Below are 15,152 nucleotides of genomic sequence, written 5' to 3'. Positions count from 1 at the left end.
ACGGTTTGCCACCGACGTGTCCTACACGTCCGTGCCGCATCGAGTCAGAGTTGTTCGTTCAAGCTGGTGATCGCGTAGCCCTTGGCGCCGATCTGCTCCAGCGGGTGCACGATGTGATAGCGCGGCAAATCGTCGCTGTCGTCGTCGACCTCCACCTTCTGCGCCTCCGGCTGCCAGTCGGTATTGGTCGCTTCCTCGGGAATCGGCTTTCCTTCCGGCACGGCTAGATAGCTGTGCTTCCCTTGTGCTTCATCTCGGCAATAAATATCCACACGCATGACATTTCCTCCTTGGACGAAAAAGTCATAGTACCGGATTTTGATTTGCCGGCGCGCACGCCGTTCAGGCGGCGGCCTGGGCCGCCTCTTCGCGCCATCCCTGGACGATGTCGAAGACTTGCTGCGGCGCGATCGCCAGCATGCAGGTGCAGCGCGCCGGGTCGGCGCAATGGCCGCAGGCCTGCGCCGTGACCAGGTTGTGCGCGCGCGGACCGATGGCGGCCCAGCGCGACGGGTCGATAGGCTTGAGCGGCGGGAACAGGCCCACCACCGGGCGGCCCAGCGCGGCGGCCAGGTGCAGCGGCCCGGTGCCGCTGGCGATCAGGCCGTCGCAACCGCCGATCAGCGCCGTGAAGCCCTCGAGGTCGAGGCGGCCGCACATGTTTTCCACGTTGGGCAGCGCCAGCAGCGCCGGCGCCTGCTCGGCCAGCAGCTCGCCCTCGGCGGCGCTGCCGGTGACCAGCACCCGCACGCCGTGGCCGGCCGCGCCCAGCATGCGCGCCAGCGCGGTGTAGTGTTCGAGCGGCCATTCGCGGCCGTTGCCGTTGGATTTGGGATGCAGGATCAGCTTGAAGCCGGGCCCCGCCAGCACGGCGTCGGCGGCCGGGTGGCGCGGCGTCGCCAGGCCGTACAGCTTCCACACCTGTTCCAAGGTCGGCACGTAGTCGATGCCCAGCGGCAGCAGCAGCTTGAAGCTGAGCTGTGCCTCGTGCAGCGGCGTTTTCTTGGCGCTGATGTTGATCAGGCGGTTGGCCGTGAACCAGTGGTAGACGCGGCGGCTGCTGCCGACGCGGCGCTCGATGCCGGCGCGCAGCGCGGCGATGGCCAGGTGGCGGCGCGGGAAGGCGAACAGCACGGTGTCGCACTCGGCGCGCGCCATGGCGCCGGCCTGGTCGTCGCCGAGCTCCTCGAGCGTGAGCACGCGGTCGACGTGGCGGCACTGGGCGACGACGGCGGCGGCGTAGCGGCGGCACAGGAAGACGATTTCGGCCTGCGGATAAATTTGCTTGAGGTAGCCGGCCAGCGACAAGGTCAGCACCACGTCGCCGATGTTGTCGGTGCGCGTGATCATGATGCGGCGTGGCGGCGTATTGTGCCGCGCCGCCAGGCACAGGCCGCTCAGGCCGCCCACCAGCATCACGTAGAACGGCTCGGGCGCCAGCGCCAGCGGCATCGTGCCGTCCAGGCTGAAGCCGACGAAGGCGGCCACCAGCACCAGGCCGGCCAGCGCCAGCGGGTGCTGGCCGCGGTCCGGGCGGCGTAATTGGACGATGAAGTGGCACAGCGGCGCCAGGTACAGCAGCAGCAACACGGCGCTGTCGAGCACGGTGCCGGCGGCCAGGTAGCGCTGCACTTCCTCGAAGGCGGCGCCGATGCGCCCGGCCATGCCGACGGCCGGCGTCACGCAGGCGATCACCAGCGCCAGGCCGCACAGCGCCAGCAGGCGGCGGTCGGCCAGCGCGCGCGCGTACACCAGCAGCGGGATCAGCGCCAGCGCCAGGGCCAGCCAGCCGCGCGCGCCCGCCAGCAGCGACGCGGCCATGCCGCACAGCATCGCCAGCACGGGCAGCCAGGCCAGGCGCGTGTGACGCAGGGCGCCCAGGCCGCACAAGCTCATCAGGCCGCAGGCCAGCGCCAGGTCGCCGTAGGTCGGCGCGTCGGCGGGCAGGGCGGCAGCGCCGGGCAGGTGGTAGATCGCCAGCAGCGCGGCCAGCACGCCGGCCGCGCACAGCCCGGTCCAGAGCTGGCGCGCGCGCGGGCGCAGGTGGTACACGACGCCGATGCTGGCCAGCCCGAGCAGGGCCAGCGCCGGCGCGCCGAACGCGGCCCCGCCCTCGGCCGGCCCCGGCTGGCCCGGCGCCGCGCGCAGCAGCGCGACGGCGAACCAGGCGCAGAAGGCGGCGATCACGCCGGCGAGCTCGAAGCCGTAGCGCCGGTAGGCGCGTAACACGGGACGCGGGCGCAGCAGGATAATCAGCAGAAAGATCGGCAACAGCACCACCTGCGCCGCGCCGGCCCCGCCCGCCAGTGCCAGCGCCGGCAGCGCGAACAACAAGGCGGAAGCGAACGGACTGCCCGTCTCGGGCAGCGGCAGCGAGTTACTGGCAGTATTCATGGGCGCGAGGGTGGGTGGCGACGGGCCGGGATGGTATTAGCGGTCGATTATAACAGTTCATTGTGGCACTATCTGGCCTGCGGCGAGGGGCGCCGGTTCCTGTTGTTCCCGCAATCCGCGCACCGCCCACGTGCAGCGTTCGGCCGCGCGCTGGAGCACCAGCGCGCGGTTGCTGCGGGCCTGGTCGCGGGCGTTCTCGCGATGCCACAAGTGGAACACCTCGGTGGCGAAGGCGCCGTCCTTGCGCATCACACCGGCGTTGAACAGGCGCATCACCAGATCGGCGTCCTCGTGGCCCCAGCCGAGGAAGCTCTCGTCGAAGCCGTTGACCAGCTCGAGGTCGGCGCGCCAGACGCCCAGGTTGCAGCTCTTGATGCGGCGCCAAGTGAAACGCTTGCTGGTGCGCTGCCAGTCGGGCAAGGTCATCATCAGCTGCACCACCTTGTTGAGATCGCCGCCCAGGCGCCAGCGCAGCTTCTCGGCCAGGCTCAGGCGCTGCAGGTCGAGGTGCTGTTCCAGGGTGCGGCGGGTGGCCGCCTCGCTCAGCAGGACGCGGCTGCCCGAGACCAGGTGGCCACGTTGCGCCAGCTTTCTGTGTTGGCTGATAAAATTTCGCTGCGGTACGCAGTCGCCGTCGAGAAAGATGATGTAATTGCCCTTGGCGGCCAAGGTGCCGAGGTTGCGGGCGCGGGCGGCGCGAAATCCCTTGTCCTCCTGCCACACGTGGCGCAGCGGTAGCGGCGCGCGCGCCTGCAGCGCGGCCACGGCCTGGCGCGTGTTGTGGCCCGAGCCGTCATCAGCGATAATGATTTCGTACCCCAGGTCGGACTGCGCGAAGCACGCGTCGACCACGGCCGTGAGCGCATCGGGCCGGTTGTAGGTGGTGATGATGAGTGAAATATTGACGGCTGACATGTAATGAGCGCTACGAAATGCCCTGTAGTAATAATATCTAAAAGTGAATGAATAATACCTTAACCAAGTTCTCCGTCGGCACTGTCTTTATCCACAGCCTGGTCTTTTGTTTGCCGTTTCTGGTCCTGATCACCAACTTTGGCGTGGGCTTGTGCAGCGTTGGGTTTTTGGTGGTGGCACTCTACCACTGGCGCCGGGCGACGCCAGTCTTGTTACCTCATGTTACTGAGATTCGCGGTGTTTTGATAGCGTTCGGTATCTTCCTGTTGCTGGCGGCGGTGGCCGCCGCCGGTGCCGACGGACGCACCCGCAACCTGGAAAAACCGTTGCGCATGCTCATCGCGGCCAGCGCCATGCTGACCGTGCTGGTGTGCCGCCCCGGCCGCAAGGCGCTGTGGTGGGGGCTGATCGCCGGCGCGTTCGCCGGCGCCGCGTTCATCGCCTACCAGCGCTGGGGCCTGGGGATGGAACGCCCGGGCGGCTTGATCAACGCCATCACCTTCGGCGACCTGATGCTGTGCATGGGGTTGCTGTGCCTGGCCGGCACCCTCGATTTCGCCGGCCGCGGCGCCATCTGGCCCGGCCTGGGCGCGCTGGCCGGCCTGCTCGGATCGGTCGCCACCGGCACGCGCGGCGGCTGGGTCGCCATCGTGTTCTCGATGCTGCTGTTTGCGCGCTACGGCCACGTGCTGCGCGGACGCCTGCGCAAGGGCCTGGCGCTGGTGGGATTGGGATTGCTGGTGAGCACCTATTTCATTCCGCAAACGGGCGCCCGCGACCGCCTCGACCAGGGCATCAGCGACGTGCGCCAGTATGTCGACGGCGAGCAGCGCTACACCAACGTCGGTGTGCGGATCGAGTTGTGGCGCACGGCGCTGCGCGTGATCGAGCGCAATCCGCTGATGGGCGCGAGCGAGCGCGACGTCAGGCAGCAGCTCGAGCACATGGTTGAGACCGGCCAGAGCCGGCCTTTCGTGCTGGAGTTCGAGCATTTCCATAACGATATCCTGCAGCAAACCGTCTACGGCGGCGTCATCGGCTTGCTGGCGTGGCTGGCCACCTTGTTCGTGCCTTTCCTGTTCTTCCTGCGGCAGATGCGCCATCCCGCCGTGGCGGCGCCGGCGTTGGCCGGCATGCTGCTCACGCTCTGCTATTTCAGTTTCGGCCTGACGGAGGTGATCTTCTGGTCGACGCGGGCAGCGATGTTCTATGCGTTGATGCTGTTCGTGCTGATCGGCTTTTGCCTGGGCGGCAGGCCGGTGGCGCCGCCGGCGCGGACGGCGCCATGAGCGCGCCGCGCATCCTGGTCATCTCCCCCAACTGGATCGGCGACGCGGTGATGGCGCAGCCCCTGCTGCAATTGCTGCGCGCGGCCCACCCGGACCAGCCGATCGACGTGCTGGCGCCGCCGGCGGTGTCGCCGGTGTGGCGGCAGATGGCCGAGGTCGACGAGGTGCTGGAGACGCCGTTCCGCCACGGAGCTCTGCAGCTGCGCGAGCGCTGGAAGTACGCGCGGCTGCTGCGCCGGCGCGGCTACGGGCAGGCCTATGTGTTGCCCAACACCATTAAATATGCGCTGATCCCGTGGCTGGCCGGGATCAAACGGCGGGTCGGCTACAAGGGCGAGAGCCGGCACGGCCTGATCAACGTCATGCACCGCGACGAGACGCCGCCGCGCCCGATGGTGGCGTTTTACGCGGCGCTGGCCGGCGCGCCGTTGGCGGTCCAGGGCGACGCGTTCCGCGCCGCGCTGCCGCGTCCACGGTTGGTGGCCAGCCCCGCGCAGATCGCCGCCGTCTGCGCGCGCACCGGCATCGATCCGGCGCGGCCGCTGGTGGCGTTCGCGCCGGGCGCCGAATTCGGCGGCGCCAAGCGCTGGCCGGCGCGCCATTTCGCCGGCCTGGGCCAAACCATCCTGGCCAACGACCCGTCCACGCAGCTCGCCTTGCTCGGCTCGCCGAAGGACAAGGAGGCGTGTGCCGAGGTGGCGGCCGCCATGCCCGCCGGCGCGGCCGTGTTCAACCTGGCCGGCGCCACCAGCCTGGCCGAGGCGATCGCGCTGATCGCGCGCGCGTCGGCGGTGGTGGCCAACGATTCGGGCCTGCTGCATATCGCCTCGGCGCTCAACCGGCCGGTGGTGGCGCTGTACGGCCCGACCGATCCGGGTCACGCGCCGCCGTTCTCGGACATGGCGGCGTCGATTTCGCTGCGGCTCGATTGTTCGCCGTGCAAGCAGCGCGAGTGCCCGCTCGGACACCAGAACTGCATGGTGCAAATGGCGCCGGAATTGGTGTGGCACAGCCTGCGGCCGATGCTGGCCTGAAGTCGTCCTCAGCGTCCGGCGATCCGGCGCAGCGCCTCGTGCGCGACCGGCGCCGGCACCACGTGGGCGCCGTCGAATTCCGTGTAGTGGACCTCGTAGTCCTCGCGCGCCAGCTGCGTGGCGATGGCGCGCCCCTGCGTGACCGGCAGCACCTCGTCGCCGCTGCCGTGGGCGACGAACACGCGCGGTCGTCCGACGCGCCGCATCGGCTTCATGAAGCCGGGCGAAAACGCCACGATATCGCTGAACAAATCCCCGTTCATCAAACCGACGGACAGCGCGTAGGAAGCGCCGTCGGAAAAGCCGCCGATCACCAGCGCGTCCGGGTCGACGCTGTAGCGCCGCATGGTCCATGCCAGCACGCGGTCGAGGAAGGCCAGGTCGGGACCGTAGCCGCCCCGTATCACGTCCCAGCTGTCGGTCAGCGAGCGCGGTATCAGCAGCAGCGCGCCATGGCGTTGCGCGTGCGCGATGGCGCTGTCGTCGGCGCCGCCGAGCAGCTGGCGCACGCCGTGCAGCAGCACGATCAATTGCAGCGGGCGCGCCGGCGCGCCGTCGGCCGGCGCCGGCACGTGCAGGACGGCCTGGCGGCCGTTGGCGAAGGCCAGGGTGTGGCGGCCGGGCGGCAGTTGCAGCGGCGGCGGGTGCTCCAGCAGCGCCAGCGGCCGCAACGCCGGGCGGGCACGCAGGCGGCCGTCGCTATGCGGGTCGGCCTGGGGCGAGGGAGGGGACTGCGTGGCCACGGCGCGTCCCCATGCCGCTACTTGGCGCGGACGTAGGAGGTCAGCTCCCAGCTGTCGCGGTTGGCGATGCGGCCCTGCTTGTCGGTCTCGAGGTAATCGAGTTTGACGAAGTTGTTCAGCTCGGGAACGAACCATATCGTTTCCGTCAACTGGCCGTCGTTGTCGGCGCCGGCGCCCTCGCCGCGGTAGCGCGCGTCGACCACCACTTTGAGCGCGTCGAACTCGCCGGCCGGCACCTTGATTTTTTCCCAGTCCAGCACCTTGCCCTTGATGGCGTAGCGCAGTTGCTTGCCCAGTTTTTGATTGTCGCCGACGACATCGCTGGTCCATTCAGTGCCGGGCGCTAGCGGAAACACGAAGCGCGAGAACGAGGGCGTGAAGTGCATGGCGCCACGGTCGATCGGATTCATATCCGTGCTGAACAACTGCCGCGTCGGCGGCGAGCCGCCGTCCGCGCGGCGCACGTCGACATGCACGCCGGCGTTGTCGATCGACGTCACTTCAATACGGTTGAGGTTGCCTTTGAGGCCCTTGCGGACATCGGAGTATTGGTAGGTCCACGAGTCGCCGACGGCGGGTGTGGGCGTCGGCGCGGGCAAGCGCGCCTCGGCCAGCGCGAACGGTCCGGCCAGGACCAGGCAAAAGGCGATACAACTTTTCAGGGTGATGCTGTTGCGCATACTGTCTCCTTTAATTGTAATTTGTTCGACAACGTTATCACAATCCGAGACGCTCTCATCGGCTTTTCATCGGCCTTCGACGGGCGCGTGTTCCTTCATCAGATCGGCCACCCAGTCGATGAACACGCGCAGCCGGGTGCTGACGTAGCGGTTCTGCGGATACGCCACGTGCAGCGGCATGGGGGGCAGGCGCCAGTCCTCCAGCAGCGGCAGCAGCTCGCCGCTGGCCACATGGGGTTTGGCCATATAGCGCGGCAGCCACAGCACGCCCATGCCGGCCAGGCCCGCCGCCAGATAGGCGTTGCCGTCGTCGACGGCGACCACGTAGCGGCCGTCGATGGTGTGCGTCTCGTCGCCGCGGCGCAACACCACCGGATAGGTCTTGCCGGTGCGTCCCCACAAAAAACCGACCACGCGCTGGGCGCCGTGTTCCAGCTCGCGCGGATGGGCGGGCGCGGCGTTGCGCGCCAGATACGCGGGCGCCGCGTACACGCCCAGTTGCAGGTCGCCCACGTGCCTCGCCTTCAACGACAGGTCGCGCAGCTCGCCGCCGCGTATCACGCAATCGACGCTCTCGCCGATGAGGTCGATCGTGCGGTCGCTGACGCCCATGTCGATTTGCAGCTCGGGATAGCGGGCGTGGAACGCCGGCAGCGCCGGCATCAGTATCATGCGCGCCAGCGGACTGGGCACGTCGACCTTGAGTTTGCCCTTGGGCTGGGCCGACGCGCGGGACAGGACCGATTCGGTATCGTCCAGGTCGGCAAGCAGGCGCACCACGCGCTCGTAATATGCCGCGCCGTCGGCCGTCACGTTGACCTTGCGCGTGGTGCGGTTGAGCAGCTTGACACGCAGGCGCGCCTCGAGCTGCTGCACCAGCTGGGTGGCGCTGGTGCGGCTGATGTTGAGCGTCTCGGCCGCCTTCGTGAAGCTGCCCGTCTCCACCACCCGGACGAACGCCGTCATCGCATCGAACCTGTCCATATCGTCTCCAAGTAATTGTTTGGATTATACAAACAGTGATGGGGTATTTCTGGCGTTTATCTTCGGTTTGATTGCAATTAGACTGGATTCTTCTAAACACTTGAGGAGTTAAGCATGGCAACCCGTGACGTTGTATCCCCGCCTGGCCGCCACGCGCTGTATGAAAAACACCGCTACTCGCCGGCCGTGCGCGCCGACGGCCTGCTGTTCGTGTCCGGACAGGTCGGCAGCCGCGAGGATGGCTCGCCGGAGCCGGATCTGAAAGCGCAGGTGCGGCTGGCGTTCCAGAACCTGAACGCGATCCTGGCCGCCGCCGGCTGCACATTTGACGACGTGGTCGACGTCACCATCTTCATGATCAATCCGGACCAGATCTTCGAGATGATATGGGAAGAGGTGGCGCCCGAGTACTGGGGCCAGGCGCCGTTCCCGACCGCCACCGTCGTCGGCGTGACGTGGCTGGCCGGTTTCCAGTTCGAGATCAAGGTGGTGGCGAAGCTGCCGAAGTAACGCGGATGCGGGCGGCGGCGATGGCCGCTTCGTTCTCGCGATACTGCGGATCGGGATCGCAGTCGACCGCCAGCCGGATGTGGCGCAGCGCGTCGTCGTGCCGCCCCAGCGCCGAGAACTCCGCCGCCAGATTGTTGTGGGCGGCGGCGTGCCGTGGATGGATGGCGACGGCCGCCTGCGCGTGGCGGATGGCGCGCGCGCTGTCGCCCAGCTCCGACGCGGCCAGTCCGACGTTGGCGTGGAGGTCGGCGTCGCGCGCTTCGTGGCGCAAGGCCAGGTCGTAGCTGGCCAACGCCGCGGCGGCGTCGCCCGCCGCCAGGCCCAGGTTGCCCAGTTCGCGCATGGCCCGCCACTCGGACGGCTTGATGACCAGCGCGCGCTCGAAGTCGGCGCGCGCGCCGTCCGCGTCGCCGCGTTGCGCGCGCAGGACGCCACGGTTAAGGTGCGCCTCGTAGTAGGGCGGCGACAGCGCGATCGCCTTCGCGTAGGCCGCCAGCGCCTCCTCCTCGCGGCCGTCGAGCCGCGACAGCAGATTACCCAGGTCGTTGTAGTACTCGGCGTAGAACGGGTCGCAGGCGATGGCGTCGCGCAGCCGCTGCTCGGCGCGCACCGTGTCGTTCACCAGTTCGTAGACCTGGCTGGTGTTGTAGATCAGGATCGAGCGGTGCAGCTGGAATCGGTCCGCGCCGTATTTGTCGACGATGTCGGTGATGCCTCGCTCGCACAGCGCCAGCGCCTCGTCGAACTTGCCCTGGCGCGCCTTGATGTAGGCATAGGCGTTCTCCGCGAAGACCTTGATGTAGGTATGGCGCGGATGGTCGGGGAATTTCTCGTCGATGAGGCGCAGATTACGCACGGCGCAGTCCTCGGCGGCCGGCAAGTCGACGGGAATCTGATAGCGTCCGTACGTCATCGACTGCGCGTACAAGGCGGTGGGCACGAAGCGGCTGTCCGGCGCTTGCGCGAGGAACTCGTTCAGGAACGACAGCGCGGCGGCCGTATAGCCCATCGAGTAGAGGACGAAGGAGGCGTTGATGAACAGGCCGTCGACGGCGTCGTTGCCGGTTTCCTGGCGGCGTTGCGGGCGCGCCGAGAACATCGTCGCGAAGAACTCGAACCAGGTATCGTACAAGCCGATGCCCATCAGGACGTCGCAGGGTTCGACCAGCGCCTCGAGGCGGCGCATGGGGTCCCTGATCGCCAGCGCATGGACCAGCACCAGCGGACCGGCTCCGGCGAGGTGGCGCTCCAGCGCCGCAGCGTGTTGCGCGTGATGCAGCTCGTCCATCGGCACGTCGGGCATGGCGGCGGCGTTGCGCTCGGCGATCGGATCTCCCCGGCCGCCGGCGGCGACGAATTCCGCCGCCATCTGCGCGCGCCGCGTGCTGTCGAGCGTGCCGAGATACAAATCGATGACCGTCGCGACGGGCAGGGCTGCCGCCGTGCCCAGATCCTTGCCCAGACAGGTGGCCAGAGCCTTGCAGATCAAAGGATTGCCGTCCGATTGCACGTACACCGCTTCGCGCCGCGCAGCGGGAAGGTGGCCGATTTCGGTCGCGGCGGCGGCTTCGAATTCGGCTCGCGTCGGCGGCGGCAGTACGATGGTCGGCAAGTCCCAGCCGCGTTGCGCGGCGCCGCGCTCCAGCAGGACGAAGCGCAGCTTGTCCGACAGGCCCGGCAGCCGCCGCAGGATATCCAACAGGTGCCGGGATGTGGGGGGCATGCGCTCGGCGTTTTCAATCACCAGGGTCGCCGTATCCGTTGACGCGGCCATCGCCTCGATGACGAATTCGGCGAGTCCGACCAGCAGCTTGTTCTGATACTCGTGATGATAGAACCGCGTGCGTTCCTCGCGGGGCGCGGTGCCGGTCAGGTCGCGCGTCACCTTGAACGCCGCGCAGTGTCGCCATGGCCAGAGGCGCTTGAGGCTTTGTTCATGCCGCGCCACCAGCGCAGGGTGGTCGGCCGCCGCATCGTCCAGCAGCCGCAGGATGAACGGCTCGAAGCCGGCCAGATAGCCGTGGGTGTGGCCGTCGCCGTCCAGCTCCCACGTCATGGCGCGGGGCAGGGTGGCAAGCGCCGCGCGCACCGTGGCGCCGGCGCCGAAGCCGCGCCCGCCGGCGACCACGACGATCCCGTGCTCGCGCAGCGCGGCCGCTATCGGCTGCGTAAAGTCCTGGCGGATGTTCATGTCCGGCCGATGCTATCGATCGTTACACCGTGCCGAGATACGGCGTGGTGGTGCGGATCTTGATCTTGGAGACGGTGACCTTCTTGATGACGGAAGTCCCCCTCGGCGCGCCGGACTCGTAGACCAACTTTTGTTCCTCGGTGCTCTCGACGCGTTCGTCGGTTTCCGTTTCGGTGATGATTTCCGGGTATTTGGCGTTGTGCGGGTTGGTGCTGGGGGTTGTACTCAATTCGCTCATGATGCGACTCCTTCGGTTGTGACTACACTGTGCTGCGGGAAAAATACCGGCGTTGCCGACTCCTGAAGCCCGGGCCGAAGTAGTCCGCGGCCCAGGTGCAGTCCTCGTTCAACGGTTTGCTGGTGAAAGGCGTCCCGGACAGGGCCGCCGATTTGACGGCGTCGCGGAACGCGTAATGGGTGTACGAGCGCATGAACTCGCCCAGGTAGATGTCGGCGACCTCGTGGTCGCCAGCGATCACCAGCATGTTCTCGTCGTTTTGCTTGCTGGAGGCGACGCTGAAGTTGCCCGAGCCGGTGATCACCAGCGGACGCGCGCCGAGCGGATCGATCAGCATGAATTTGGTGTGGACGAACTGCACATGCTTCGCCATCGGGTTTCTGCGTTCGAGCAGGAATTGGTCCAGCGCGTTGGTCCTCAGATAGGCGCCGACCGCCACCCGCCCCGCCTCGGTGGCGCGGATCTTCTGGACGGTTTGTTTGAGCTTGTCCACCTGGGTTTTGTTGCCCTTCAAGCCGTCCATCAGCACGTAGCGCAGGCCGGCGTGGCCGGGCGTCAGCGCCGCTCCCAGTTGCGCGTCGATGGAAAACGCCAGTGTGAGCAGCACCGCGTCTGCCTGCGCGATTTCGGCGATGTAGCGGTCCAGCGCATCGCGCTCGCGCCTCGGACTGAACACGGGAGTGCAGCCGTCCGGCCATCGTGCGGGAAGCGGGAAGGCGGAGACCAGCGCCGCGCGCAGATCGGCGCCGCCCGGATCGCCCGCCAGCAATTGCCAGTAGCTCAGGAACTGACGCGCCACGCGCTCGTCCCACACCTCGTGCCCCGCGTTGAGCTGGCCGAAGAATCCATTCTGCGACCAGTTGAGCGAACCGCTCCACACCGCCGCCGGGGCGCCTCCTTTGGACAGCACCAGGAACTTGTTATGCGCGATATAGCCGGGGTTTTGCTCGCGCGCGATCGCAACGTCGGCCAGTTGCGCGGCGTCGATCTGGTCGCTGTTCTCCTCGCGCGGAAAGGCCGGGCTGTCGCCGTCGCCGTTTTGCTTGGCGTCGTAGACCAGGCGCACGTCGGCGCCCCGGTCGCGCGCCTGGCGCAGCGCTTCGAGCACCGGCGCGTGCCGGGCCTCGTAGATCGCCACGTGCAGCGCGTCGCCGGCCCCGGCCCGGGTGATGAAAGCCAGCAGCGCTTCCGGCAGTCTTCTGCCGAGCCAATCGAAGGCCTGGCCGTTGGGCACATCCTCGGGCGCGCGGTTGTTGAAACGGCGCGCGTATTCCTGGGCCGCCACCGCGCCCCGGTTGAAGTGCACGGCGTGGCCGGACGCGGTGCGCGTGATGGTGCGCACCGTGACCTCCGCCTCGGCCAGCGGCTCCAGCGTGGCGGGTGTACCGCCCAGCGCGGCAACGCGGTAAGTGTAGTCGCCGTCCGGCCGCACCGTGTAGTCGGCCCACTGGAAGGTTTGCAGCGGGTGGTGGCGCGTGGACACCTTCGCCCCGGTGGCGGTGCCGGGGTCGGTGGAAAGATAGCGCTTCTGGCTATCCAGCCAGTCGGTGCGGCCGGTGCCGTGGTCGGTGCGGTGCAGGGCGAAACCCTGCAGCTCGCCGGCGCGCGCGGCAGGCCAGTCGAAGCCGAAGATCACGACATGGCTGCCGGCGATCGCCTGCACGTGCAGGTCGCCCTCGGTGCGGTGTGCGCGCATGCGACCTCCGTGGGTTTGAGAATTTTAGAACTTCAGTGAGTAGCCGGGATTGGACGCCTCGGCCTTGGTGTAGCTGACGCCATCGACGCGCAGGCCGTCGGCGTTGAGCAGCGTGATGATGCCGCCTTTGTTGGGCAGCACCACCGGCGCCGCCAGGGTCACGCGCAGGGTCTCGCCGGCATTGATGGTGCCCGACAGCGGCATGGCGTGCTTGTCGCGGTCGAGCAGCTTCCAGCCGGCCAGGTCGACTGCCTGCGACGTCAGGTTCAACAGGGTGACGGTCTCCACTTCCGGCGAGCGCACTGGATTGACCAGCGCGGCGACGATGCGCAGCGCGCCGTCGGGCGCCTCGGGCGTCGGCAGGTGGCCCGGCTCGAACGGGTCGGGCGGGTTGGGCTGGTCGCCCGGCGGCCCGCTGACGCCGCCCTCGATGCGGTGGCCGGTCTGGTCGTCGCTGTGCCAGGTCTGCGACTGGAACTTGAGGAAGATCGCGACCCACTGGTTCTGGTCGGGGAAGTGCAGCAGCAGGCCGCCGTCCTGGTAGACGCCGTCATCCTTTTTGAAGTCGGAAGCGTTGGCCTGGTTCATGTGGATGTCGTGCACGCCATTGCCCGGCATGAAACCGAAGATCTTGTCCTTCTTGCCGCCCTCCGGCCCCCAGCGCTCGCCGAAGGCGTACAGCAGCGCGTTCTCGTCGCTCATGGCGCGCTGGATGTGCTGGTCGATCTTGTCGTTGAGATCGTTGTCGGGGCCGTTGATGCTCAGCGGCAGCGGCACCATCTTGCGCGGGTCGAACAGGTTGCCCCGGATGAAATCGAGCGCCGCGCCGGCCGGCGTGGACGGTAGCGGCGACCAGCCGATCGGCAGTTCGTCCAGATGCTCCAGCAGCGGATGGGCGAAGTGCGGCTCGACCACGTACTCGACCTCGGACGGCGCCAGTTTGGATTTGACGTTGATGGCGATGCGGTAATCGGTGGTGTCGTCGACGACATGGACCTGGTAGTGGGAGTTTTGGCTGGAACCGAGCTGGCGATTGATCGGACGTCCCTTCAGGACGCCGTAGTGCTTCAGTGGCATGGTGTTCTCCGGATGGTGGCGGGAGCGCAGTCCGATCTGTGGGCAATCAGACGATAGCTAGATGACAATATAGCCGGTGGCCGGAGAAGTTCAAGCGAGCCCATCGTCAAAAAAATTACTTGCCGAAGGCGTCGCGAGCGGGTGTCAGGGGGGCCACTCGCGGGCAGCATCCAGCACACGCAGCACGCGAACCAGGTCGCCGACGGTGTCATTTGCATCGACCCGGAGGGTGAAAGTTGCTTCGCTCATGGCTTTGTTCCGATGTGTCACTGCGTAATTACATCGTAGCACGCACAGGATTCAGCCGCATCGCGGCGGGGGCGGGTGAGCAGCGCGATTGGCACCGCCATCGGCGGCGGCCCCGGACGGCGCGAGCACGCCGTGCCTTGCCGCCATGCGGGCGAATTCGCCCGAGCGCACCATCTCGGTAAACAATGCGCTGTACTGGTCGCGCGCAGCCGCGAACGCCGCGCCGCGCGGGAAGGCGAGATAGCCGTCCAGCTGCGCGATGGCGGGGCACAGGGCGACCATGCGCCCGCTCGCTTGCAGCGCGCTGATCAGCGTGGCACCGTTGCGCTCATTTGTCGCCAGCAGGTCGACCCGGCCGTGCATCAGCATTTGCACGCCGTTCTCCAGTTGATTGACCTCGCTGATGTCGAGCCGGGGCCGGGCTTGGTCGAAGCGCGCGCCGTAGTGCCAGCCACGCACGGCGGCGATGCGCGTGGCGTTGAGCGGGCCGAACTCGCCGTGCCATGGCGGGTTGGCGCCGCTGCGCGCGTAGAAGACCAGGCGGTCGCGGTAGAAGGGCAGGTCGACGAAGGCGAACTGCTTGTCCCGTTCGGGCGATTTGTAGGGGCCGATCAGAATGTCGGCCTGGGCGTGTTGCACCATGGCTTGCGCGCGCGCCCACGGATAGATACCGAAGCGCACCGTGTCGCCCGCCCTTGCGGCCAGCGTGCGCAGCACGTCGACCCCCAGGCCTTGCCATTGGCCGTCGGCGCCCTGCTCGAAAACCAGGTCGAAGCGCGCCCCCACGGCCACGCGCTCGGCGGCCGTGGCGCACTGCGCCGCGCCGAGGACAGGCAAACATGCGAACAATAGGTGTCTAAGCGCGCTCATGAACAGGTTTCCCGGGCCGGTCGATGCCGCCTAGTCTAGCATGCGGTGCCGGGAAGCAAGTTACTTGCGCGGGTGTGGCGGTACCGCGTTGTTTGCCAGCCAGCGCTCGACCAGGATTGTTATCGAAATAAGTAAAGTGCGATAAATGCATGCCATGTCATCAACGTTTCATCGTTGCTGCGTAAGCTGCCGTCTTGCATGACCTCAGTTTTCGTGTTTCCCCGACAATCGACCTGGATCAATCAAATGCATATTTTCAAATTCGCGTTCGCACGCACGCAG

Annotated in this window: 14 protein-coding genes; 3 read left to right on the top strand and 11 right to left on the bottom strand. The window is 67.5% G+C overall.

Going from position 1 to position 15,152, the window contains the following annotated elements; translation table 11 throughout:
• Positions 1-44: 44 nt before the first annotated feature.
• The 3 genes from AC07P1_RS23065 to AC07P1_RS23055 all read right to left on the bottom strand — a co-directional run bounded on the left by AC07P1_RS23065 (position 45) and on the right by AC07P1_RS23055 (position 3,309).
• On the bottom strand, positions 45-278 hold the full coding sequence (locus AC07P1_RS23065; RefSeq protein ID WP_315214039.1) for a DUF6139 family protein: 234 nt from the start codon (positions 276-278) through the stop codon (positions 45-47).
• A 64-nt stretch (positions 279-342) separates the two neighbouring features.
• A complete protein-coding gene (locus AC07P1_RS23060; protein WP_494698036.1) occupies positions 343-2,394 on the bottom strand; it encodes a glycosyltransferase family 9 protein in 2,052 nt (683 codons plus the stop codon).
• 57 nt (positions 2,395-2,451) lie between these two features.
• Positions 2,452-3,309: a glycosyltransferase family 2 protein gene (locus AC07P1_RS23055; protein WP_494698035.1), complete on the bottom strand. Its 858-nt coding sequence runs from the start codon at positions 3,307-3,309 to the stop codon at positions 2,452-2,454.
• A 242-nt stretch (positions 3,310-3,551) separates the two neighbouring features.
• On the opposite strand from AC07P1_RS23055, the gene AC07P1_RS23050 reads away from it, so the two are divergent.
• Entirely contained in the window at positions 3,552-4,598 is a 1,047-nt protein-coding gene (locus AC07P1_RS23050; protein ID WP_494698034.1) for an O-antigen ligase family protein, read from the top strand.
• Positions 4,595-5,632 carry a lipopolysaccharide heptosyltransferase II gene (waaF, locus tag AC07P1_RS23045; RefSeq protein WP_494698033.1) on the top strand — a complete coding sequence of 346 codons (1,038 nt, stop codon included), beginning with the start codon at positions 4,595-4,597 and terminating at the stop codon, positions 5,630-5,632. Before AC07P1_RS23050 ends, waaF begins: the two co-directional genes overlap by 4 nt.
• Before the next feature lie 8 nt (positions 5,633-5,640).
• Here the strand turns inward: waaF and AC07P1_RS23040 are convergent, their stop codons facing one another.
• The 3 genes from AC07P1_RS23040 to AC07P1_RS23030 form a co-directional block, all read right to left on the bottom strand.
• Positions 5,641-6,375, bottom strand: coding sequence for an alpha/beta hydrolase (locus tag AC07P1_RS23040; RefSeq protein ID WP_494698032.1), 735 nt, complete (start codon positions 6,373-6,375; stop codon positions 5,641-5,643).
• Between the two features lie 17 nt (positions 6,376-6,392).
• On the bottom strand, positions 6,393-7,055 hold the full coding sequence (locus AC07P1_RS23035) for a DUF3108 domain-containing protein (protein ID WP_494698031.1): 663 nt from the start codon (positions 7,053-7,055) through the stop codon (positions 6,393-6,395).
• Positions 7,056-7,121: 66 nt separating this feature from the next.
• Entirely contained in the window at positions 7,122-8,039 is a 918-nt protein-coding gene (locus AC07P1_RS23030; protein ID WP_494698030.1) for a LysR family transcriptional regulator, read from the bottom strand.
• A 114-nt stretch (positions 8,040-8,153) separates the two neighbouring features.
• Here AC07P1_RS23030 and AC07P1_RS23025 point away from each other — a divergent pair, with 114 nt between their 5' ends.
• Complete coding sequence (locus tag AC07P1_RS23025) at positions 8,154-8,549, top strand: RidA family protein (RefSeq protein ID WP_494698029.1); 396 nt, start codon at positions 8,154-8,156, stop codon at positions 8,547-8,549.
• On the opposite strand, the gene AC07P1_RS23020 is transcribed toward AC07P1_RS23025, so the two are convergent.
• The 5 genes from AC07P1_RS23020 to AC07P1_RS23000 all read right to left on the bottom strand — a co-directional run bounded on the left by AC07P1_RS23020 (position 8,521) and on the right by AC07P1_RS23000 (position 14,870).
• Positions 8,521-10,740, bottom strand: coding sequence for a tetratricopeptide repeat protein (locus AC07P1_RS23020; RefSeq protein WP_494698028.1), 2,220 nt, complete (start codon positions 10,738-10,740; stop codon positions 8,521-8,523). The two genes, AC07P1_RS23025 and AC07P1_RS23020, sit on opposite strands and share 29 nt — an antisense overlap.
• Before the next feature lie 22 nt (positions 10,741-10,762).
• Positions 10,763-10,978, bottom strand: a complete 216-nt coding sequence (locus AC07P1_RS23015) for a hypothetical protein (protein ID WP_315214063.1) — start codon at positions 10,976-10,978, stop codon at positions 10,763-10,765.
• A gap of 22 nt (positions 10,979-11,000) precedes the next feature.
• A complete protein-coding gene (locus AC07P1_RS23010) occupies positions 11,001-12,674 on the bottom strand; it encodes a phospholipase D-like domain-containing protein (RefSeq protein ID WP_494698027.1) in 1,674 nt (557 codons plus the stop codon).
• A 24-nt stretch (positions 12,675-12,698) separates the two neighbouring features.
• On the bottom strand, positions 12,699-13,751 hold the full coding sequence (locus tag AC07P1_RS23005; protein ID WP_494698026.1) for a DUF2278 family protein: 1,053 nt from the start codon (positions 13,749-13,751) through the stop codon (positions 12,699-12,701).
• A 300-nt stretch (positions 13,752-14,051) separates the two neighbouring features.
• A complete protein-coding gene (locus tag AC07P1_RS23000; RefSeq protein WP_494698025.1) occupies positions 14,052-14,870 on the bottom strand; it encodes a substrate-binding periplasmic protein in 819 nt (272 codons plus the stop codon).
• Between the last annotated feature and the right edge of the window lie 282 nt (positions 14,871-15,152).

The sequence above is a fragment of the Duganella sp. GW821-FHT07F09 genome (assembly GCF_059418705.1).
Note: the sequence above shows the minus strand (reverse complement) of the source record. Positions and strands in the feature narration are given on the sequence as shown.